The 22564-nt window shown below is 61.6% G+C and carries 16 protein-coding genes and 1 tRNA gene; 3 read left to right on the plus strand and 14 right to left on the minus strand.

Annotated features, from left to right (window positions below; genetic code table 11):
• Positions 1-141: 141 nt before the first annotated feature.
• From BMY06_RS08385 to BMY06_RS08415, 7 genes are all read right to left on the minus strand, one after another.
• Positions 142-585: a dihydroneopterin aldolase gene (locus BMY06_RS08385; RefSeq protein WP_074982567.1), complete on the minus strand. Its 444-nt coding sequence runs from the start codon at positions 583-585 to the stop codon at positions 142-144.
• Positions 582-1217 (minus strand): sarcosine oxidase subunit gamma, encoded by a 636-nt coding sequence (locus BMY06_RS08390; RefSeq protein ID WP_074982569.1) that lies wholly within the window; start codon positions 1215-1217, stop codon positions 582-584. Before BMY06_RS08390 ends, BMY06_RS08385 begins: the two co-directional genes overlap by 4 nt.
• On the minus strand, positions 1207-4215 hold the full coding sequence (locus BMY06_RS08395; protein ID WP_074982571.1) for a sarcosine oxidase subunit alpha family protein: 3009 nt from the start codon (positions 4213-4215) through the stop codon (positions 1207-1209). The genes BMY06_RS08390 and BMY06_RS08395 overlap by 11 nt, the downstream gene beginning before the upstream one ends.
• Positions 4212-4523, minus strand: a complete 312-nt coding sequence (locus BMY06_RS08400; RefSeq protein ID WP_074982572.1) for a sarcosine oxidase subunit delta — start codon at positions 4521-4523, stop codon at positions 4212-4214. The genes BMY06_RS08395 and BMY06_RS08400 overlap by 4 nt, the downstream gene beginning before the upstream one ends.
• A gap of 22 nt (positions 4524-4545) precedes the next feature.
• Complete coding sequence (locus tag BMY06_RS08405; RefSeq protein ID WP_065059942.1) at positions 4546-5790, minus strand: sarcosine oxidase subunit beta family protein; 1245 nt, start codon at positions 5788-5790, stop codon at positions 4546-4548.
• A gap of 40 nt (positions 5791-5830) precedes the next feature.
• The gene (locus BMY06_RS08410; RefSeq protein WP_074982574.1) at positions 5831-7216 is read right to left on the minus strand and encodes an L-serine ammonia-lyase; all 1386 of its coding nucleotides are present in this window, start codon (positions 7214-7216) and stop codon (positions 5831-5833) included.
• Between the two features lie 243 nt (positions 7217-7459).
• Entirely contained in the window at positions 7460-8602 is a 1143-nt protein-coding gene (locus BMY06_RS08415; RefSeq protein ID WP_065059944.1) for a porin, read from the minus strand.
• Positions 8603-8958: 356 nt separating this feature from the next.
• Between BMY06_RS08415 and betI the strand changes: the two genes are divergently transcribed.
• From betI to betA, 3 genes are read left to right on the plus strand one after another with little or no spacing between them, the layout of a single operon-like run.
• On the plus strand, positions 8959-9570 hold the full coding sequence (betI, locus tag BMY06_RS08420; protein ID WP_065059945.1) for a transcriptional regulator BetI: 612 nt from the start codon (positions 8959-8961) through the stop codon (positions 9568-9570).
• Between the two features lie 16 nt (positions 9571-9586).
• A complete protein-coding gene (gene betB, locus BMY06_RS08425) occupies positions 9587-11056 on the plus strand; it encodes a betaine-aldehyde dehydrogenase (protein ID WP_074982575.1) in 1470 nt (489 codons plus the stop codon).
• A gap of 11 nt (positions 11057-11067) precedes the next feature.
• Entirely contained in the window at positions 11068-12789 is a 1722-nt protein-coding gene (gene betA / locus BMY06_RS08430) for a choline dehydrogenase (RefSeq protein ID WP_074982577.1), read from the plus strand.
• Between the two features lie 176 nt (positions 12790-12965).
• On the opposite strand, the gene BMY06_RS08435 is transcribed toward betA, so the two are convergent.
• From BMY06_RS08435 to dnaG, 7 genes are all read right to left on the minus strand, one after another.
• Positions 12966-14612: a trimethylamine N-oxide permease gene (locus BMY06_RS08435; protein ID WP_074982578.1), complete on the minus strand. Its 1647-nt coding sequence runs from the start codon at positions 14610-14612 to the stop codon at positions 12966-12968.
• Between the two features lie 217 nt (positions 14613-14829).
• Positions 14830-15780: a choline ABC transporter substrate-binding protein gene (locus tag BMY06_RS08440; RefSeq protein ID WP_074982712.1), complete on the minus strand. Its 951-nt coding sequence runs from the start codon at positions 15778-15780 to the stop codon at positions 14830-14832.
• A 419-nt stretch (positions 15781-16199) separates the two neighbouring features.
• Entirely contained in the window at positions 16200-17381 is a 1182-nt protein-coding gene (locus BMY06_RS08445; RefSeq protein ID WP_074982581.1) for a lytic transglycosylase domain-containing protein, read from the minus strand.
• 54 nt (positions 17382-17435) lie between these two features.
• Entirely contained in the window at positions 17436-17672 is a 237-nt protein-coding gene (locus BMY06_RS38545; protein WP_124263081.1) for a hypothetical protein, read from the minus strand.
• Between the two features lie 63 nt (positions 17673-17735).
• A tRNA-Ile gene (locus BMY06_RS08450) sits at positions 17736-17823 on the minus strand.
• Positions 17824-17983: 160 nt separating this feature from the next.
• Entirely contained in the window at positions 17984-20398 is a 2415-nt protein-coding gene (gene rpoD / locus BMY06_RS08455; RefSeq protein WP_074982583.1) for an RNA polymerase sigma factor RpoD, read from the minus strand.
• A 163-nt stretch (positions 20399-20561) separates the two neighbouring features.
• Positions 20562-22463: a DNA primase gene (dnaG, locus tag BMY06_RS08460; protein ID WP_074982585.1), complete on the minus strand. Its 1902-nt coding sequence runs from the start codon at positions 22461-22463 to the stop codon at positions 20562-20564.
• Between the last annotated feature and the right edge of the window lie 101 nt (positions 22464-22564).

Raw genomic sequence — 22564 nt, forward strand, 5'->3', positions numbered from 1 at the left:
GTTGATGAAAAGCGCCGCTGCGTCTTTGCGCACGCGCTGCAACGGCGATGATTCGAGCGTAGCGCCGTGTGCCCTCTTCAAACCATGCAAAACCCGACGCGCGTTTGCACCACGCCGACACTCAACTGCACCACGAAGTGGCTATGCGTGCGCGTGCATCTGCGCTGCCGTTGCGTTCCATTGCAGATAATCCGCACGCGTCCAGTCGAGCGATACGCCCACGCGGCGCGTGCCGGGCCGGATCTTCGGCTTGTGCACGGCCAGCGTGAGCGTCTCGAGCGCGGGCCATTCGCGAAACGACAGCGCCGCCACATCGGCTACCAGCGTTTCGAGCAAACGCGTATGGGATTTGTGCGCGAGAAAGTCCGCGATGCGCGCACACCAACTTTCGTAATCGATCCAGTCGCCTTCCTCTTTCGGCGCGCGGCCATATCCGAGCTGCGCGTCGATCACGAGCGGCTGCGGCTGCCCGTGTTCATGCGGATGAATGCCGATACGCGCCGGCACACTGAGCGCGTCGACGAACACGCTCCAGCCGCGCCCGCATGCAGGCGCATTGTCGAAGGTGCCATCGACGATCTTCATGGCGCGAGCGATGCCGCGGCATCGAGCATGATGCGGCAGAAGTAATCGGCGAAACTGCGTCGCACGACCAGTTCGTAGCGATCCGCCGCAATCGGAATCAACACGATCGAGGCCTTGAAATACAGGCTCTGCGCGCATTGCCCCGGTTTGAACAGCGACGGATGCAGATCGAGCGGACAGCCGCGCGACAGCACGTCGCGCACACGCGTGCCTTCGACTTCGACCACGGTATAGCCACTGCCGACGTCGACGGCCGCCGCGTAGCATTCGCCAATTTCCGGCGCGAGTTTCGCTTCGAGCACACCCGCAGGCACAGGCGCACTCGAACGCACGAGCCATTCGTCGGGGCCGAGCCACAGCACGTCGTAATTGGCGCTGCGCGCAACGGTATTCGGCGCGGCGGGCGGACGGCAACCGACCGTCCGCTCGAATGCCTCGACAAAAGCTGCATCGCTCAATTCGCCGCGCACATTCACCAGATCGCGAAACGGCTGCTCGCGCATCGCGAAGGCCTTCGATCCGCGTGCATCTTGCACCTTCAACAGATCTTCCACGCCGATAAACGGCGACTCCAGATTCACGCTCACGGCACGCTCCGCGAGGGGCATCGGATCTCTCGTTTCATTCCACATGCTGACGCACCCCTTCGATGTCGTAGAAAACCGGGCTGACAATCTTCGCGCCCACACGCCGCCCATCGGCGAGCGGAATCACCACGCGTTCGCCCATCCTGTCCAAACCGCCTTTAATTACCGCGAGCGCAATCGAGCGATCGAGTATCGGGCTCTGATAACTCGACGTGACATGACCGAGCATGGGCGTCGTGCCGTCGTTTCGAGCGCGCGCGTTTTCGTCGACGATCTGGCTGCCTTCGGTCAGCACGAATTGCGGATCGTCGGTGAGCAGACCGACGAACTGCTTACGCCCTTCTTTTGCCGTATCGGAACGCTTGAGCGAGCGGCGGCCCAGGAAGTCCTTGGTTTGAGAAACCAGACCGCCCATGCCGAGATCGAACGGCGTCACCGAACCATCGGTGTCCTGGCCGACGATGATGTAACCCTTCTCCGCCCGCAGCACGTGCATCGTTTCCGTGCCATAAGGCGTGATGTCGAATTCGGCGCCCGCGGCCATCAACGCTTCCCACACGGCGCGCCCCGCATTCGCCGGCACATTCACTTCATAAGCGAGTTCGCCCGAGAAGCTGATGCGCATGACGCGCGATTTCACGCCCGCGACCGTACCATTGCGATACGACATGAACGGAAACGCCGCATTCTCGAAGTCGATATCTCCGCAAACCTTTTGCAGCACCTTCCGGCTCTTCGGGCCGACCACCGCGAAGGTCGCCCAGTGATCGGTCACGGAAGCGAGCCGCACCTTCATATCGGGCCATTCCGTTTGCAGCCAGCGTTCGAGCCACGTGAGCACGCGCGCCGCGCCGCCGGTCGTGGTCGTCATCATGTAATGCTGCGGGCCGAGGCGCACCGTCACGCCGTCGTCGAACACCATGCCGTTTTCATCGAGCATGAGGCCATAGCGGCATTTGCCGACTTCGAGTTTGCTCCACGGATTCGTATACACCCAGTTGAGCAGTTTCGCCGCGTCCGGTCCTTGAATATCGATTTTGCCGAGCGTCGACGCGTCGAGTATGCCGACGCCATTACGCACCGCGAGACATTCGCGCTTCACCGCCGCGTGAAGATCTTCGCCGCCCTTCGGGAAATACCACGGGCGTTTCCAGTTGCCCACGTCCTCGAACAACGCGCCGTGCTCGACGTGCCATTCGTGAACGCAGGTCTTGCGCACCGGATCGAAAAAGTCCCCGAGTTCGCGGCCCGCAAAGGTGCCGAACGTCACCGGCGTGTAATTCGGGCGGAACGTCGTCGTGCCGGTTTCCGGAATCGTTTTGCCGAGCGCCGCCGCGAGAATCGCCATGCCGTTGATATTGCCGAGCTTGCCCTGATCGGTGCCGAAACCCATCGCCGTATAACGCTTGACGTGTTCGACCGATTCAAATCCTTCGCGCGCGGCCAGCAGAATATCGGCCGCCGAAACGTCATTCTGGAAATCGACAAACTGCTTCGGGCCGCGCGACGCTTCCGTGCGGCTGCCGACGAGCCACAGCGGCTCGAGCGGCGATTCGCTCAATTCCGCCACCTTGGGCACATTCGGACGCGCGAGCTTGAAGCCGAGACTTTGCGCCGCGTCGAGCCCGGCATCGACCGCGAGCGTCAGGCCGCGCGCCAGACTGAATTCGCCGACCGCCGCGCCCACGCTGACTTCGGGCTGCACGCGCTTGCCCGGCATGAAGCACGCTTTCGTGTCGTTCCAGAGCGCCTTGCCGCCCGATTGCGCGAACAGATGCAGCACGGGGCTCAAGCCGCCCGACATCGCCACGAGGTCGCACGGAATCGTTGCCTGCTTCGCGCCGGTTTTGCCGTTCGCATACGCGACCAGGTCCACGGCATTCACGCGCAGTTTGCCGTGCGCCGTCATGATCGCGGCGTTGTTCATCACCTTCACGCCCTGGCGACGCGCAGCGCTTTGCAATGCGCCACTGCCTTGTGCGCGCGAATCGACGAGCGTCACGTTTGCGCCGCACGCCTTGAGATCGAGCGCGCAACGATAGCCCGCGTCGTTATTCGTGAACACCACCGCATTACGGCCCGGAATCACGCCATAGCGATGCAGATAAGTCGATACCGCCGACGCGAGCATGACGCCCGGCAAATCGTTATTGCCGAATACAACCGGACGCTCCTGCGCGCCGGTGGCGAGAATCACGCGCTTCGCACGAATCTTCCACAGCAGTTCGCGCGTGCCGTGACGCGTGGACACCGGCAGATGCTCGGTCAACCGTTGAGCAACGGTCACGAGATTGTGATCCTGATAGCCGAATGCCGTGCTGCGCGAGAGAATCTTCACGTCCGGCATGGCGGACAATTCGGCTTCGATCTTTTCGACCCATTGCAGCGCGGGCTTGCCGTCGATCTCCGCCTTGCAGCCGAGCAGGCTGCCGCCGAGTTCGCGCTGATCGTCGATCAGCATCACGCGCGCGCCGCTCAACGCGGCCGTGTGCGCGGCCGCCAGACCCGTCGGGCCGCCGCCGATCACGAGCACGTCGCAATGCGCGAAACACTTGTCGTAACGATCGCCGTCACGCACTTCAGGCGATTTACCGAGACCCGCCGCCTCGCGAATCTTTTCTTCGTATTTCGGCCACCATTTACGCGGCCACATGAACGTCTTGTAGTAAAAGCCCGCGGGCAAAAAGCGCGAGAACTTTTGATTGATCGCCATGCGATCGTTTTCGAGGTTCGGTTCGGCGTTCACGCTATTCGCCACCAGCCCCTGATACAACTCGATCTCGGTCGAGCGCGCATTCGGCACGGTATGCGCGCCGCGCTCGAGTTGCACAACGGCATTCGGCTCGGCCACGTCCGCCGTGACGATGCCGCGCGGACGGTGGTATTTGAAACTGCGCGCCACGAAATGCACGTCGTTCGCGAGCAGCGCGGAAGCGAGCGTGTCGCCCTGATAACCCTGATACGTGCGACCGTTGAACGTGAACGTCAGCGGAATCGCGCGGTTGATGCGCCCACCGGCGCCGAGGCGGTTCTTCTGGCTCATCGCTGTGCGCTCCCTTTTTCCAGATCTTTTTCGTTGCTCGCGTGATTGCCCGCGCCAAACTTCTCGTAGCTTTGAATCTCGTACGTCACCGTATCGCGCGTCGCCATGAACCAGCGGCGGCAACCTTGCGCATGCAGCCATTGCTCTTTATGCACGCCGCGCGGATTGTGGCGCATGAACAGATAATCGCCCCACTCCTTGTCGCTCAGCACGTCGGTATCGAGCGGGCGAGCGATTTCCGCTTCGCCGCCGCAGGTGAATTCGATTTCGGCGCGCGGCCCGCACCAGGGGCATTCGATCAGCAGCATGATGTGTCTATCCTGTGTGCGGTTAATGCGCCACGGCGGCAGCGCCGTGTTCGTCGATCAGATGACCGGTGTAGAAACGGTCGAGCGAGAACGGCGCATTCAGCGGATGCGGTTCGTCGTTCGCAATGGTGTGCGCAAAGACCCAGCCCGAACCCGGCGTCGCCTTGAAACCACCCGTGCCCCAACCGCAATTGAAATACAGGCCCTTCACATCGGTCTTGCTGATAATCGGGCAGGCGTCCGGCGAGACGTCGACAATGCCGCCCCACTGGCGATTCATGCGCACGCGCGAAAAGACCGGGAACATTTCGACGATCGCCTGCAACGTGCCTTCGATAATATTGAAACTGCCGCGCTGGCCGAATCCGGTGTACTGATCGACGCCCGCGCCAATCACGAGATCGCCCTTGTCGGACTGGCTGATATAGGCATGCACCGCGTTCGACATGATCACCGTATTGACGACCGGTTTGATCGGCTCCGAAACGAGCGCCTGCAACGGATGGCTTTCCAGCGGCAGGCGCACGCCGGCCATATCGGCGAGCGTGGTGGTATTGCCCGCGGCGACCACGGCCACTTTCTTCGCCTTGATAAAGCCTTTCACCGTATCGACGCCCGTCACGCGGCCGCCGTCGCGGCGAATGCCCGTGACCTGGCAGTTCTGGATAATGTCCACGCCGGCACGGTCCGCGCCGCGCGCGAAGCCCCACGCCACAGCGTCGTGACGCGCCACGCCCGCGCGGCGCTGAATCGACGCGCCCAGCACCGGATAGCGGCTATTCAGATTGATCGTCGGCTCGATTTCCTTGATCTGTTCCGGCGTGAGGAATTCAGCGTCCACGCCGTTGAGCCGGTTCGCATTCACGCGGCGCTCTGTATCGCGCACGTCCTGCAGCGTATGGGCGAGATTCATCACGCCGCGCTGACTGAACATCACGTTGTAGTTGAGATCCTGTGCGAGACCTTCCCACAGCTGCATCGCTTTTTCGTAAAGCGCGGCCGACTCGTCCCACAGATAATTCGAGCGCACGATGGTCGTATTGCGCGCGGTATTACCGCCGCCAATCCAGCCTTTCTCCAGAATGGCGACATTCTTCACGCCGTGCTCTTTGGCGAGGTAATACGCGGTCGCGAGACCATGTCCGCCGCCGCCGACGATCACCACGTCGTACTCCTTTTTCGGCTCGGGACTTCTCCACTGCCGCTCCCAGTTCTCGTGATACGACAACCCGTTGCGGAACAGACTGAATATCGAATAGCGGCTCATCTCGCAGACCCCTTTGCGTGTTTCCGTTTGCGCGTTTCCATTAGCATTCGATGACGTTCACGGCGAGTCCACCGCGTGACGTCTCCTTGTATTTCGTCTTCATGTCGGCGCCCGTTTCGCGCATCGTCTTGATGACGTTGTCGAGCGTGACGTAATGCTGGCCATTGCCCTTGAGCGCCATACGCGCGGCGTTCAGCGCCTTGATCGCGCCCATCGCGTTGCGCTCGATGCAGGGAATCTGCACGAGGCCGCCGACGGGATCGCACGTCATGCCGAGGTTGTGCTCCATGCCGATCTCGGCGGCGTTCTCGACCTGCAAAGGCGTGCCGCCCATTACGGCCGCGAGCGCGGCGGCGGCCATCGAACAGGCGACGCCCACTTCGCCCTGGCAACCCACTTCGGCCCCTGAAATCGAGGCTGTTTCCTTGTAGATGACGCCAATCGCGGCGGCGGTCAGCAGGAAATCGGCGATGCCTTTTTCGTTCGCGCCCGGCACGAATTTCACGTAGTAATGGAGCACGGCGGGAATCACCCCGGCCGCGCCATTGGTCGGCGCGGTGACGACGCGGCCGCCCGCGGCGTTTTCTTCATTCACCGCCATCGCGTAGAGATTGACCCAGTCGAGCATTGAAAGCGGGTCACGCAACGACTCCTCGGAGCGCGCGCGCAATTGCACGGAAAGATCGGCGGCGCGGCGCTTGACCTGCATCGGACCGGGCAATTGGCCGTGCATCTTGCAGCCGCGCTCCACGCACGCAGCCATCGTGCGCCAGATCGCCATCAAGCCTTCCCGCACCTCGTCCGGCGATCGCGTCGCGCATTCATTGGCGAACGTAATCTCCGCAATGGATAGCCCGCTCTCATTGCAGACGCGCAGCAGATCGTCGCCGGTGCGAAACGGATACGGCATCTCATGCGCCGTGCGCACGCCATTGACGCGATCGCCCTCGCGATTCACGACAAAGCCGCCGCCAACCGAGTAATACTCCTTCTCCACCAGCAACTGGCCGTTTTCATCGAAAGCCTGAAAGCGCATGCCGTTGGAATGCAAGGTATTCGCGCCGCCCATCGTGCGACGAAAGAAACCGATGCCTTCTTTTTCGTCGAAACGAATCGACTGCTTGCCGAGCAGCATCAGGGTCTTCTCGCGACGAATCGCGGCAAGGCGCGGTTCGATCTGATCGGGATCGATCACATCGGGCAGATGCCCTTCGAGACCGAGCAGCACGGCCTTGTCGGTTCCGTGGCCCTTGCCGGTGGCGCCCAGGGAGCCGTACAGCTCGACCTTCACGCGGCGCACGAAGGCCAGCAAATTGGCGTCCTCGATATGGGACACGAAGCGGCAAGCGGCAACCATCGGACCGACGGTATGCGAGCTCGACGGGCCAATCCCAATCTTGAACAGGTCGAAGACGCTGACATTCATCTGACTTCTCCGGCTTGGCGTGGCATGAGTGACGCTGGAATCAGTAGACCAAATTGGCGCCCGGATCAGATAGAACAAAAGCGCCATTGCGCGTGGACGGCCCCGCCAGACGGGGCGTCGGGGCGTCTGGCCGGACGGGTTGACGATGATTCGCGGTCGAAAAGCGCAAGCCGGCATGACGCCGGCCTGGTGCGGAAAATTCGATTTGCTGCACCGCGCAAACTGCGGCGAACGATTAAAGTTTCAGAACGAATGGCGCATACCGATTCGCACATCGGCCTGCGTCGTGGTCGAAGACGGCGTGAAGCTGTAGCCGATCACGGCATCGACGCCTTGCGAAGCCTTCAGCCAGTCGCCGGACAGATAAACTTCGGTGCGTTTCGAGAGCGCGTAATGCAGCCCCGCCGAAAGCTGATTCCAGTGATGGCCGTCGAAGTGCGTGTACTGGTAACCGCCAATCAGCGCGAGCGCGGGCGTGATTTGCCAGTCGGCGCCGCCTTCGGCCACGAGCATGTGTTCGCTTTCGCCAAACGCCTTGATTTGCGTATAGGTGAAATCGCTCATCAGCGTGACGTCGCCAATCACATAACTCGCGCCGATGCCGAATGTGCCTTGTTTATCGACGGGAAACGCGCTGTCCGCGTATAGATCGGTGACCGCGCCCGTGGTGGGATCGACGCTCACGGTCGGGCGGCCGAAGAAGGTATGCACGCCGATCATCGCGTAAGGATCGAAACCGTAAATTCCGGATGGATTATTCAACTGCGTATAAGCCGCGCCCATCGCGAATGCACCGTGCTGATATTGCGCGCCCACGCTCCACGCGCTGCCCGTGTGAAAATCGCCGGGCGTATTGCTGAATGAATACATGCCGCCGAACTGGAAACCGCCATACGTGTTCGACATGAACTTCACCGAGTTCGGCAGATGGTCGCCATTCATGCGGTCGAAGTCGCCCTGATTGATGGCGTAGCCGCTCGCCCACGCGGTAACGTTGAAGAGATAGACCATCTCCTGCGTCATGTCGATTTGATTGCCGAACGTGAGCGTGCCCCAATCGCTCTGCAGACCCACATACGCCGCGCGGCCGAATAGCGAGCCGCCATTCGCGAGCGTGCCATTGCCGAGGTGAAATCCGCTTTCCAGATCGAAAACGGCTTTCATGCCGCCGCCGAGATCTTCCGTGCCTTTGATGCCCCAACGGTTCGCGTACGAAATGCCGTCGTCGAATTTGACTTGATGCGAGCCGCCTGCATTGGTGACGTACGTCACCCCCGCATCGATGATGCCGTACATCGTGACGCTGCTCTGCGCATGACTCGAATTCGATAGTGCGGACAGCGCCAGTGCGATTGCGGTCAGTACCAGTGCGTTTGCTTTTCTCATGGTGTCGGTTTCTCTTGACTCGCGATACGGTTGAAAAGTGCCGCAATTCAGGGCCTGGCAGCGCGCCGGGCAGCAGTGCGGACGGAGCAAACGTAAGCGTCCAAATCGCGCGCAACTTGCGCACACACGACGCGCACTGGCGCTATCGCGACATGCCTGATGCGTGAGTACCCCTGTAAGCAGCGCTCGAATCCATACGCAGCAAGGCTCGCGAGACGATGCGCACGATCCCAACCATCGACAATCCGACGCGCGCTTTTGAAAATGCGCCGCAGCGCGCGCGCAACGTTTTTATTGATTGATCATTCAATAAAAAATAATTAGAGTGGAGTCCTCCCCGTGCGTCCTGAATCACCATGCCCAAGATCGGAATGCGCGACCTGCGTCGCGCCCAACTCATCGATGCCACCCTGCAGACCATCGACCAGTCTGGTTTGTCGGGTACGACGCTTGCGACCGTCGCGCAGCGCGCGAATATCTCGACCGGCATCGTGAGCCACTATTTCGGCGGCAAGGACGGGCTGCTCGAAGCCACCATGCGCCATGTGCTCCGCGATTTGTGGGAAGCCACCATGCGCCGCCGGCTTGCGGCGAAGCCCGAACCACGCGCGCGTCTGCGTGCGATCGTCGCCGCTAATTTCGATGTCTCCCAGGTCAACACGCCGGTCATGAAAACGTGGCTCGCGTTTTGGGCCGAGAGCATGCATCAGCCCACGCTGCGCCGTTTGCAACGCGTGAATACGCGCCGGCTGTATTCGAATCTGTGCGCGGAATTCGAAAAAGCCCTGCCGCGTGCCGCGTCGCGGCGCGCCGCCACCGGGCTCGCCGCCATGATCGACGGCCTCTGGCTGCGCGGTGCGACCACCGGCGAACCCTTCGACACGAAAGCCGCCTTGCGGCTGGCCAACGATTACATCGACTTGCTGCTCGACGCGCGCGCGAAGGCGCGCACGCGCAAGTCGGCCTGACTACGGAGTCCTGGCGATGCCCCATTACCCGCTCGAGCGCCTCTTCATTCACGGCGCGTACGTCGACGCCACCAGCGGCGAAACCTTCGAAACGTTCAACCCCGCAACCGGTGAAGCGCTCGCGACCGTGCAGCAGGCGAGCGCCGCCGATATCGAGCGCGCCGTCCAATCCGCGCGCGACGGTCAACGCGTGTGGGCCGCAATGACGGCCATGCAGCGTTCGCGCATCCTGCGCCGCGCTGTCGAGTTGCTGCGCGAACGTAACGATTCGCTCGCCGAACTCGAAACGCACGACACCGGCAAGCCCATCGCCGAAACGCGCGCCGTCGACATCGTCACGGGCGCCGACGTGATCGAATACTATGCGGGCCTCGCGCCCGCACTCGAAGGTCAGCAGATTCCGCTGCGCGAAAGTTCGTTCGTGTATACGCGGCGCGAACCGCTAGGCGTGACGGCGGGCATCGGTGCGTGGAATTACCCGATCCAGATCGCGTGCTGGAAATCGGCGCCCGCTCTTGCGGCCGGCAATGCGATGATTTTCAAACCCAGCGAAATCACGCCGCTGTCCACTGCGAAACTCGCGGAGATCTATCTGGAAGCGGGCGTGCCGCCCGGCGTCTTCAACGTGGTGCAAGGCGATGGCCGCGTGGGCGCGCTGCTCAGCAATCATCCGGGCATCGAGAAGATTTCGTTTACCGGCGGCGTGGAAACCGGCAAGAAAGTCATGGCCGCGGCGGCTGCCTCGTCGCTCAAGGACGTGACGATGGAACTCGGCGGCAAGTCACCGCTGATCGTGTTCGAAGACGCCGATCTCGACCGCGCCGCCGATATCGCCGTGACGGCCAACTTCTTCAGTGCTGGCCAGGTGTGCACGAATGGCACGCGCGTTTTCGTTCAGGCATCTATACGCGACGATTTCGAATCGCGCGTCCTGCAACGCGTGGCGCGCATTCGCGTGGGCAAACCCACGGATCCGTCCACCAATTTCGGTCCGCTCGCGAGCGCGGCGCAACTGGACAAGGTGCTCGCCTTCATCGACAGCGGCAAACGCGAAGGCGCACGGCTGATTGCAGGCGGCTCGCGGCTGACTGAAGGCGACTTCGCACGCGGTCAATACGTGGCCCCCACGGTCTTTGCCGATTGCCGCGACGAGATGAAAATCGTGCGCGAAGAAATCTTCGGCCCCGTGATGAGTCTGCTGACTTTCAGCAATGAAGAAGAAGTCATCGCGCGGGCGAACGATACGCTTTATGGACTCGCAGCGGGTGTCGTCACGGAGAATCTCTCGCGTGCGCATCGCGTGATTCATCGCCTGGAAGCGGGCATTTGCTGGATCAATACATGGGGAGAGTCGGCCGCCGAAATGCCCGTGGGCGGCTACAAGCAATCGGGCGTGGGCCGCGAAAACGGCATCACGACACTCGAACATTACACGCGCCTCAAATCCGTCCAGGTCGAACTGGGACCGTATCAGCCCGTCTTTTGAGGGAGCCCGGCATGGCAGCGCAAGACTATGACTACATCATCATCGGCGCGGGCTCGGCTGGCAATGTGCTCGCGACGCGGTTGACCGAGGACCGCGATGTTCGCGTGCTCCTGCTCGAAGCCGGCGGCCCCGATTATCGTTTCGATTTCCGGACGCAAATGCCGGCGGCACTCGCGTATCCGCTGCAAGGGCGGCGCTACAATTGGGCCTACGAAACCGACCCCGAACCGCATATGAACAACCGGCGCATGGAATGCGGGCGCGGCAAGGGATTGGGGGGCTCGTCGCTGATCAACGGCATGTGCTATATCCGCGGCAACGCGCTCGATTACGACGGTTGGGCCGAGCGAAAAGGCCTCGAAAACTGGAGCTATCTGGATTGCCTGCCGTATTTTCGCAAGGCCGAAACGCGTGACATCGGCGCGAACGATTATCACGGCGGCGACGGGCCCGTTCACGTCACCACCAGCAAGCCCGGCGTGAATCCGCTATTCGAAGCCATGATCGAGGCGGGCGTGCAAGCGGGTTATCCGCGTACCGACGACCTCAATGGCTATCGCCAGGAAGGCTTCGGCCCGATGGATCGCACGGTCACGGCAAAAGGACGGCGTGCGAGCACCGCGCGCGGCTATCTGGATCAGGCGAAGCAACGTTCGAACCTCGATATCGTCACGCACGCCGTGACCGACCGCATTCTCTTTAGCGGGAAACGCGCGAACGGTGTGGTTTTTCTGGACGGCAATGCGCGCATCACGCGTCGCGCACGTCGCGAAGTGTTGCTGTGTGCGGGCGCGATTGCGTCTCCGCAGATCTTGCAGCGTTCGGGCGTAGGTCCCGGTGCATGGCTGCGCGAACTCGATATTCCGGTCGTGCTCGACTTGCCTGGCGTTGGGCAGAATCTTCAGGATCACCTCGAAATGTATATGCAGTACGCGTGCAAGGAGCCCGTTTCGCTCTATCCCGCGCTACTGCTGCACAATCAACCGGCTATCGGTCTCGAATGGATGTTGCGCGGCACCGGCGTCGGTGCGAGTAATCATTTCGAAGCGGGCGGCTTTATCCGCACGCGCGATGACGATCCGTGGCCGAATATTCAATATCACTTCCTGCCGGTCGCGATCAATTACAACGGCTCGAATGCGATCAAGATGCACGGCTTTCAGGCGCATGTCGGTTCGATGCGATCGCCCAGCCGCGGCCGCGTGAAACTGCGTTCGCGCGATCCGCGTGAGCATCCGTCGATTCTCTTCAACTATATGGCGGAAGCACTCGATTGGCGCGAGTTCCGCGACGCGATTCGCATCACGCGCGAGATCATCGCGCAGCCAGCGCTCGACCGCTTCCGCGGACAAGAGCTAAGTCCCGGCGCGCAATTGAAAAGCGATGCGGAGATCGACGCGTTCGTGCGCAGCCGCGCGGAAACCGCGTATCACCCGTCGTGTTCGTGTGCGATGGGCTACGACAACATGGCCGTCGTGGACAACGAAGGCCGCGTACACGGGCTGGAAGGCTTGCGCGTGGTCGATGCGTCGATCATGCCCCGCATTACTACGGGCAATCTCAATGCGCCGACTATCATGATGGCCGAAAAGATTGCCGACCAGATTCGCGGAAAGCAGCCGCTTGCGCGTTCGACAGCGGACTACTTCGTCGCGAATGGTTCACCGGCGCGCGGTGGCGCAAAGGATTGCACGACCACCCGGCCCGTGAGACATGCACACGCGATGTCTTGAAGTCACCAACTCAATTCGCTGACTCAATCGTTCGTTAAATAGAAATGCCGAAGCTTCGCGAGAAGCATCGGCATTTTTTATGATGCTGAGGAAATAAAAAAACGCCGCGTCGAATCGGTGACAAAAACCGATTCGACGCGGCGCGATTCAATACGCCATTAACGGCGCAAAACAGTTCAAACGCTCGCGGCCCAATGATGCGAAAGCGCAATCGTCAACGCCGCCGCAATCAGCGCGCCATACGGTGCAAGATTGAGCCAGATGCTCCGCTTCGGCACGACCACTTCCATATCGAGTGCACTTCCCGCCGGAAATCGCCCGCGGTCCTGCAAATAATGACGAAACGCGAACACGGGCACGATCAGCAGCATCGCAATCAGACCATCGCGCAACGTGCCCTCGCCTTGCAGATTCGCGCCCGCGCCCACGAATACCAGATTCGCGTAGCCGCACAGCGCGCCCAGCGCGAGCAGCCATGTCGGACAGCGGAACGGGCGCTCCCATTTGCCGCGATCCATGCGGTGTATCCAGCCCGATTGCAGATTGAGAAACACGAACAACATATAGCAGACGTTGGAAATCGACAGCACCGTCATATAGTCCGACATGGCGAGCAGCACGAGATTGAAACCGAGATCAGTCCACATTGCGGCCGTCGGCGCACCGTGCTCGTTGACGCGCGAAAGATAGCGCGGCAGCCAGCCATCGATCGACGCCTGATACAGCGTGCGCGACGATCCCATCATCGACGTCATGACGATCAGCAGAATCGACAGCATCAACATGACGACCACGGCATTGCCGACCCATGCGCCGCCACCCACCATCGTGGCCATCGCCGTGCCTACGCCGGTGCCATCGCCAATGCGCGGATCGAGCATGGCCTGCATGCCCAGCGAGCCCTGGAAGGCGAGCGGAACGAGCGTCATCACGACGAGACACAGGGCGCCCGACCAGAAGATCGCGCGCGCCGTGTCGCGACGCGGATCGCGGAATTCGCGCGTATAGCACACCGCCGTTTCGAAGCCATACGAGGCCCAGCCGGCCATGAACATCGCGCCCAGTGCCATCACCACGCCCTGTCCGTTCCATGCACCGAAGGACGACGCCGTTAGATTGCCGTGCGCGTCGTGGCCGAGCGGCAGCAAGGGAAAGAGATGCGTGGCGGGCACATCGCCCGTAATGAACGGCACGAGACCGACGATCAATAACGGCGTGAGCGAAGCAATGCCGAGTATCTTTTGCGTCTTCGCGGCCTTCGAAGCGCCGCTATGTTGGAGGCGAAACGTGATGAGCAGAAACGCGGCGGCGATCAGAAACGTTGCGTTGATGCGCAGCGTGAGGCCCGGTTTGACGAAGTCCAGATGCGCGAGCGTCAAGCGCCATTGCAGGATCGCCGCATCGGGCGAGAACAGGGCGGCGAGCGCGTAATTCGCGGCGAGTCCGCAACCGAGCGCGAGCATGGGCGACCATGCGAGCCAGTTGCACCACACCGAAACGGGCGCAATCATCTTGCTGTAGCGCACCCAGCCAATCGCGCCATACACCGACGCGCCGCCCGATTTATGCGGAAAGAGTCCGGAAATTTCCGCATACGTCGCGCTCTGCACGAGGCCCATCGTGATCGACGCAATCCAGATCGCCCACGCGGGCTGACCGATGGTCGCGCACACACCGCCGATCGTGAACAGCACGCCCGCAGGCACGCCACTCGTCACCCAGAATGCGTCTTTCCACGTGAGGCCGCGCTGCAATGCGTGGCCCTGGGCGCTGCGAGCGCCGGCCTCGTCGGCCGAGCGCGGACGAAATCCCGCTTGCTCCATCTGCCTCCTCCTCTCGTTGAACGCTAAACAACCAAAATCACCGGGCCAATAGGGAGAAATCGGGAAGTACGGTCATGACACGGCGTGAAAGCGAATGCGCGAAGATGCAGACGCGCACGCTATTCAACATGTATTTGCAGGTGCTTTCACGCGCGTCGACTCCCTATGCCGCCGCGCGTACTCGCAAGAGGCGCGCCCGGCTCGATGTCTGGGCGAATCAGTTCACGCCGAGGTAGGCGCGTACAGCGGGCAAACCGGGCTTGCCGTCGAGCGTCGTGACGCCCGCCAGCCATTTGTCGAGCACTTGCGGATTGCTCTTGAGCCAGTCGGCCGCCGCCTTGTTGGGATCTTCCTTGTTGGCGATCGGCACCATCAGATGATTTTCGATGGCGGTGGTGAATTGCAGATTCGAAACGAATTTCGCCACGTTGGGGCAACGCGCGCTGTAATCGGGCGGTTCGGCCGTGAGCACGCGCGCCGCGCCGTAATTGGGACCGAACACGTCATCGCCGCCCGCGAGATAGTCGATCTTCATCTGCACATTCATCGGATGCGGCTCCCAGCCGAGAAACACAATCCACTGCTTCTCGCGCACGGCGCGATTCACCTGCACAAGCATGCCCGCTTCGCTCGACTCGACCAGCTTGAATTTGCCGAGGCCATATTGATTGCCGTCGATCATTTTCTGAATCAACTGATTGCCGTCGTTGCCCGGTTCGATGCCGTAAATGCGGCCCTGCAATTTGTCCGCGTATTTGGCGATGTCCTGAAACGAATGCAGGCCGCCTTGATAGACGTAATCGGGAACCGCCAGCGTGTATTTGGCGCCGGTGAGATTCGGCGTTTGCAGCACCTTGATGGTGCCCGCCTTCTTGAACGGCTCGATGATCGGGTCCATCGTCGGCGACCAGTAACCGAGGAATACGTCGATCTGCTTGCTCTTGAGTCCAGCGAACGTGATCGGCACCGAAGCGATCGTCTTCGTCGGCGCGTAGCCCAGGCCCGCGAGTATCGTCGAGGCGACGCCCGTGGTCGCAGCGATATCGGTCCAGCCGACATCGGCGAAACGCACGGCCTTGCACTCAGCCGGATCAGCGGCGAAGGCGCTCGAACAGGCGGCTGCGGCAAACAGGAGCGCGCAGGCTTGCAGTGTCTGGAATCGGCACATCTTGTTCTCCTCGAGATTGCACAGCGTCGGTCGGTTCCGCATGGACGGGCCGCCGCGACGCCGTGCAGCCCATGACACATGGTCGTCCGGCAAAAAGCCGGTCAACGTAGCAATTGCGACGAGCAATTGCGCGGAAACGACAAGACCTGCCGGCAATACGCGCGGAACAAGGGTTTATGTTGAGTGAACGATCAATTTACCTGTGGCGGAACAGGCGATGCTTTCAGAGCGATTTCGAAATCGGTGGCGGGACTCGATGCGCGATCGGACCGATTGCGGCGTAATCCGATATACACCGGATAATCATCAGGATATCGAAATAAATAAAGCGAATGGCTCGATAAGATTCATCGAGTCATTCGCTTTAGGGGCGCTTACAACACGGCAAATGCCGTATCCGACGGACTAGCCCGCTTGGCTTACTTCGTGACGTACCAGAGCGCGCTGGTGCCCGGGTTCGAGGCGGCCGGTTTCGAGGCGGGTGCGAGTGCGGAGTTCGACGGTGCGGGATTCGAAGGCGCAGTCACCGCCACCGGCTCGACTTGCGCCGCAACCTTTGACGACGCAGGAATCGGATGCGACATGGTCGCGTACCAGAGCGCGTCGGCCGATTTATCGGCTGCGTTGCGCGCGCCGGCTTGCGGCGCAGGCGACGGCGCCGCGCTGCTCGCCCCATTGGCCGCTGCCCCATTGGCCGCCGATTGCGTGGGCAATGGAGGCGGCGTGCCGGTTCGCTGCGCGGTCGCCTCCGCGCCGCCGATCTGGAAAATGAGCCGCTGCTCCGATGACACGATCACCGCATACGGCGGCTGCGCTTCCCAACGCAGCACGACACGCCCGCGCGGCGTATCGGCGAAGATCGCGGGCACACGCTTCATATCGCTGAACTGGACGTAGATCTTCGCGCCGTCGTCGAACACCTGCACGGGTTTCGCACCATCCGCGCCCGACACCGCCCAGCCGAAGTTGTACGCGCCAGGCGGCGCCGACGCGATCGCCGACGAGCCGGGCTTCGCCATCAACGCCGTCGGCACGCGCGGCGCGGCGCCCGCGTGCGGCTGGTTCACCTCCAGACTCGCAAACGGGTTGTAGTCCTGAGGCGGAATATATGAAGGCGGCAGAATAGGCATGGACGAATCCGGCGAACTGGAAAGCGATTGGGCAGCAGCATAAACCTTACGCGCATACGCGAGACGCTTATCCGCCGATGGGGAGTTATACGCGCCAATGGCATTCCATGTCGGGCCGAATTGGCGAATATTTTCCGCGAGTATCCAGGCGCCGACATAAGCATTGGTACAGGGATCGAACAGACTCTGCTCGGTAATACCCTCCTGCGCGAGCCGTGGCAGCCATGAACTGTTGATCTGCATGAGGCCGATATCGACCGTGCCGTTGCTGTTGGTGTTGATGACGCGCGTTTGCGTGCCCGACTCCACTTGCGCAATGGCGCGCATCAGGCTCACGTTGACGTGCTGAAACGCAGCGGCGTCATCGATGCAATCCGCGAAGGCGAGGCCCGGCATCGCGCAGGCGATCAGCGCGCACAGCAGACCGCGGCCGAATGCGGCCGCCATCGAAATGATTTTCTGGTACTGCATGTTCCTTGAATGCCCGGTTCGCGCGTGGGTGAGTCGCGCTTGAATCGCTGCGTCTCACTTGTGTTCAATCGTAATATCGGCCGATTTTAAAAAGGTTTGATGATAAATGCCAATCACGGGTAAGCGCGCTGATTCAGAACGCATCGAAATCGCGAAGAAAATGGCGAAATGAATTCGGGCGGGGTTGCGTGACGCGTGAATGGCGCTGAGCGGCGCCGAATGGTGGCCGAATGGTGGCCGAATGGTGGCCGAATGGTGGCCGAATCGACGAGGAAATAAAAAACCGGCCATGAAGGCCGGTCTTTTATGGGCGTGAATCCCACAGATTCACGCGTAATGCGAGTGCGTATAACCTGGTGGGCCGGGTGGGGTTCGAACCCACGACGTCCTTTCGGAGGCGGATTATGAGTCCGCTGCCTGCAACCAACACGGCGTCCGGCCCAACGACGCTACAACAAAGACAGCGTTAACAAAAAAGCCCGGTCTGCCAAAGGCCGGGCTTTTCGACGGCAGGCCGACATACTACACGAAACCGGGCCAGCCTGACCATCCGATCCCTGCTTTCGCTTGCGATAACTCCGAATCGCAAGCGCGCAAAGCGATCAATTGCCTTCGAGGAACGACTTGAGCTTGTCCGAGCGGCTCGGGTGACGCAGTTTGCGCAGCGCCTTCGCCTCGATCTGGCGAATCCGCTCGCGCGTCACGTCGAACTGCTTGCCGACCTCTTCCAGCGTATGGTCGGTGCTCATCTCGATACCGAAACGCATGCGCAGCACCTTCGCCTCGCGCGGCGTGAGCGAGTCGAGCACGTCCTTCACCACGTCGCGCATCGAAGCGTGCAACGCGGCGTCCGACGGCGCCACCGTGTTGGTATCTTCGATAAAGTCGCCCAGATGCGAATCGTCGTCGTCGCCGATCGGCGTTTCCATGGAGATCGGTTCCTTCGCGATCTTCATGATCTTGCGGATCTTGTCCTCCGGCATTTCCATCTTCTCGGCGAGCGTGGCCGGATCCGGCTCGAGACCGGTTTCCTGCAGGATCTGCCGCGAAATGCGGTTCATCTTGTTGATCGTCTCGATCATGTGAACCGGAATACGGATCGTGCGCGCCTGGTCCGCAATCGAACGCGTGATGGCCTGACGGATCCACCACGTGGCGTAGGTCGAGAACTTGTAGCCGCGCCGGTATTCGAACTTGTCTACCGCCTTCATCAGGCCGATATTGCCTTCCTGAATGAGGTCGAGGAATTGCAGACCGCGGTTCGTGTACTTCTTCGCAATCGAGATCACGAGACGCAAATTGGCCTCGGTCATTTCGCGTTTGGCCTGACGCGCCTTCAGTTCGCCCGCCGCCATCTGGCGATTGGTTTCCTTGAGGTCCTTGAGCGGCAGCACCACGCGCGCCTGCAGATCGAGCAGGCGCTGCTGCTGTTCGCGGATCGCCGGAATATTGCGCGACAGAATCGCGCTATACGCGTGGTTCTCGCCGACGATCTTCTCGGACCAGTCGAGGTCGGTTTCATTGCCCGGGAACCGCGCGATGAACTCCGAGCGCGGCATGCCGCACTTGTCCACGACCGTGTGCAGGATCTGGCGTTCGACCTGGCGCACTTCGTCCACTTGCGCGCGCAACGTGTCGCACAGACGCTCGACGGTACGCGCCGTGAAGCGGATCGACATCAGTTCGGTCTGGATGGTTTCCTGCGCCTTCAGGTAGGCCTTCGACTTGTAGCCTTCCTTTTCGAACGCGCGGCGCATCTTGTCGAACCATTCGCTGATGAGCGCGAATTTTTCGAGCGAGGCGCGCTTGAGCGCTTCGAGCTGCGCCGCGTTGGCCGTCGCCTGCGCCGCGCCGTCGTCGTCCTCTTCTTCTTCCTCTTCTTCCTCTTCCTCTTCGTCTTCCTCGCTTTCGTTCTCGATCTCTTCCGCTTCCTTGGCGTTGAAGCCGTCGGTGTCTTCGGCGTTCGGATCGACCAGGCCGTCGACGAGCTCATCGACGCGAATCTCGTCGTTCGCGACGCGCTCGGCCATGGCGAGGATGTCGGCAATCGTGGTCGGGCAAGCGGAGATCGCCATGACCATGTGCATGAGGCCGTCTTCGATACGCTTGGCGATTTCGATTTCGCCTTCGCGCGTCAGCAGTTCGACCGTGCCCATTTCGCGCATGTACATGCGCACGGGGTCGGTCGTACGGCCGAATTCGGAGTCGACGGTCGAGAGCGCGACCTCGGCTTCTTCCTCGACTTCGTCGTCGGAAGAGGCGTTCGGTGCGTTGTCGTTGAGGAGCAGCGTTTCGGCATCCGGCGCCTGTTCGTAGACGGCGACGCCCATGTCGTTGAACGTGCTGATGATGCCTTCGATCGCCTCGGTTTCCGTGAAATTATCCGGAAGGTGATCGTTGATTTCGGCGTAGGTGAGGTAGCCGCGCTCCTTGCCAAGCTTGATGAGCGCGCGAAGCTTGTTGCGACGTTCCTCGAGTTCCTCGACGGTACCGGGCTGCGACGACGCGAACGCGTCTTTCAGCAGCGCCTTTTCCTTCGCTCGCCGGTCGCGCGCACGGGTGGTCTTCTCACCCTTGGCCGCCGGGGTGGGCGTGCTTTCCTCGCTCTGGTTTGCGTCGTCATCGACGGGCACTTCATTCAGCTTTTTCGTCATGGAGTTCGCCGTACCGGCTGTAGTCTCGACTCGCGGCTGTTGGACATCAGCCTCTTGAACCGTGGATACTGGAGCCTCGCGCTCTGCCGCATCGTCCGCAACGGCAGGCACTTGCCTTGCACTACTCGGACCACCGGACCGCTTCGTTGCCGGATGAGTTGCAGCTTTCGCCGCACGGGTTGGCGCCGCTCGCGCGGCCGAAGCAGCCATGGCTTTCTTCCGGACTGCGGGTACTTCATGACTGGCGGTTGCCGCCTTGCGGCGGGAACTGGCGGATGGGGCGTCCTGGGCATTCGTGACCTTGCCGGTCGGCTCCGTCGAGCCTGTGCCTGTCGCCTTTTTTCCGCCTGTAGTCTTTGCCATTGCCATTCCGCCCCTTGCTGGAAACTGGACACCTTTCGGCATCACCCGGCGAAACGACCTCCGAGTGATACTTGAGCTGCCCGCCCGGAAAAAACAAAAACAAACCGCTGAAAACCTTTTATTATAGCACGCACGGTAATAATCACCCCCGCACACGCCTCCCTTACAGTCCGAGCTGACGTTTCATGTCAGCCCGCGTCTGATTCAATTTAACGTATTCGGCCAATTCTTCAGGCGTGTGCCTCGATTGCCGCGAAAGCACGTCCAGCCGTTCGCTGCAGGCGTCGAAGCGCATTTTGAGGATGGCAGCCGTCATTTCCTCGCTCACGAGCCGTTCCTGCTCGCGGCGCTCCTCCTGCACGGCACCGTCTTCTGGATTTTTCATCAGCAAATCCCGAACGTTTTCATCATAGTCCAGAATTTCGCGAAAAATCTCCTCGAACGTGGGGGCGTTGGCCCCATTGCGCAAGAGATCCGAAAGCAACTGGAACTCCGCCGCGTCGCCCAGCGCACGCGCATGGGTGGTCACTTCCTCGAACAGCTCGCCGTGGCGCGTGAGCGTGATGAGCGCCTGTTCGGCCTCCTCGTCGAGCTGCGCCACGATGCGCGGATACATCACGAGGTTGCGCAGCGCCTTGCGCTCGATACCGGTCACGAGGTGCCGGTCCTTGCGCGCGGGCGCCTGGCGCGCCGCCTGGGCGATGCGCGCGTCGACCTCGCAGAGTGCCGCCACTTCCTCGAACGGCACGTCGAGCCGGTCGGCGAACATGTGCATGATCTGCGCACGCAACGCGTTCGCCGGCAGCGCCTGGAGCAGCGGCTTGGCGTCGAACAGCGCGCGGGCGCGGCCTTCCGGCTGATCCAGCTCCTTGCCCGCCAGCACTTCGTTCAGCATGAACTGCGACAGCGGCATGGCGCGGTCGACCTGCGCCTTGAACGCCTCCGTGCCGAATTCGCGCACGTAACTGTCCGGATCGTGTTCCGTGGGCAGGAACAGGAAGCGGATCGTGCGGTTGTCGGCCGCATGCGGCAGGCACGCGTCGAGCGCGCGCCGCGCCGCGCGCCGGCCGGCCGAGTCGCCGTCGAAGCTGAAGATCACCGTATCGGTCTGACGCATCAGCTTCTGCACGTGGATCGGCGTGCAGGCGGTGCCCAGCGTGGCCACCGCGTTCTGAAATCCGAGCTGGGCGAGCGCGACCACGTCCATGTAGCCTTCGACCACCAGCACGTAATGCTGTTCGCGAATCGCGAGACGCGCCTCGAACAGCCCGTACAGCTCGCTGCCCTTGTTAAATAGAGGCGTTTCGGGCGAATTCAAATACTTCGGTTCGCCGCCGTCCAGCACGCGGCCACCAAAGCCGATCACCTGCCCCTTCACGTTGCGGATGGGGAACATCACGCGGTCGCGGAAGCGGTCGTAGCGGCGCGCCTGGCCCTGTGCGTCCTGCTTTTCGCTGACGATCACGAGGCCGGCTTCGACGAGCGAGTCGTCGCGATAATCGGTAAACGCGGTTTCGAGGTTCTGCCATCCATCGGGCGAATAGCCGAGCCCGAAGCGGGCCGCGACTTCGCCGGTCAGGCCGCGTTTTTTGAGGTACTGGATCGCATTGGGCGCGCTGCGCAACTGCTTGCGGTAGTAGTCGCAAGCCGTCTGCATGATGTCCGACAGCGCGTTCGTGACCGCTTTCGAGACACCGGGCGCATAGCCGCCCTCACCGCTCTGGCCGCCCTGTCCGGGGCGGCCGCCGCCAAAGCCACCGCGCATCGGCGACGGTTCCTGCGGCACGGTCAGGCCGACCGACTGCGCGAGTTCATTGACGGCTTCGGGGAACGTGAGCCCGGCGTGCTCCATCAGGAAGCCGATGGCGGTGCCGTGGGCGCCGCAACCGAAGCAGTGATAGAACTGCTTCGTTGGACTAACGGTAAACGATGGGCTCTTTTCGTTGTGGAACGGGCAGAGACCCATGAAATTCGCGCCGCCCTTCTTGAGCTGCACGAAGCGTCCCACCACGTCGACGATATCGACGCGGTTTAGCAGATCCTGCAGGAACGAATGCGGAATCATCGGGGCCTGGTCGCTCGGTTGGCGTAAAACGGGGGCGCGCTTGCGCGGCGCCCATGACGGGCAGTCGCCTCGCCGCGGCGGCAGGCTGTCATGCAGACGCC

Source organism: Paraburkholderia tropica (assembly GCF_900109265.1).
Lineage (GTDB): Bacteria > Pseudomonadota > Gammaproteobacteria > Burkholderiales > Burkholderiaceae > Paraburkholderia > Paraburkholderia tropica.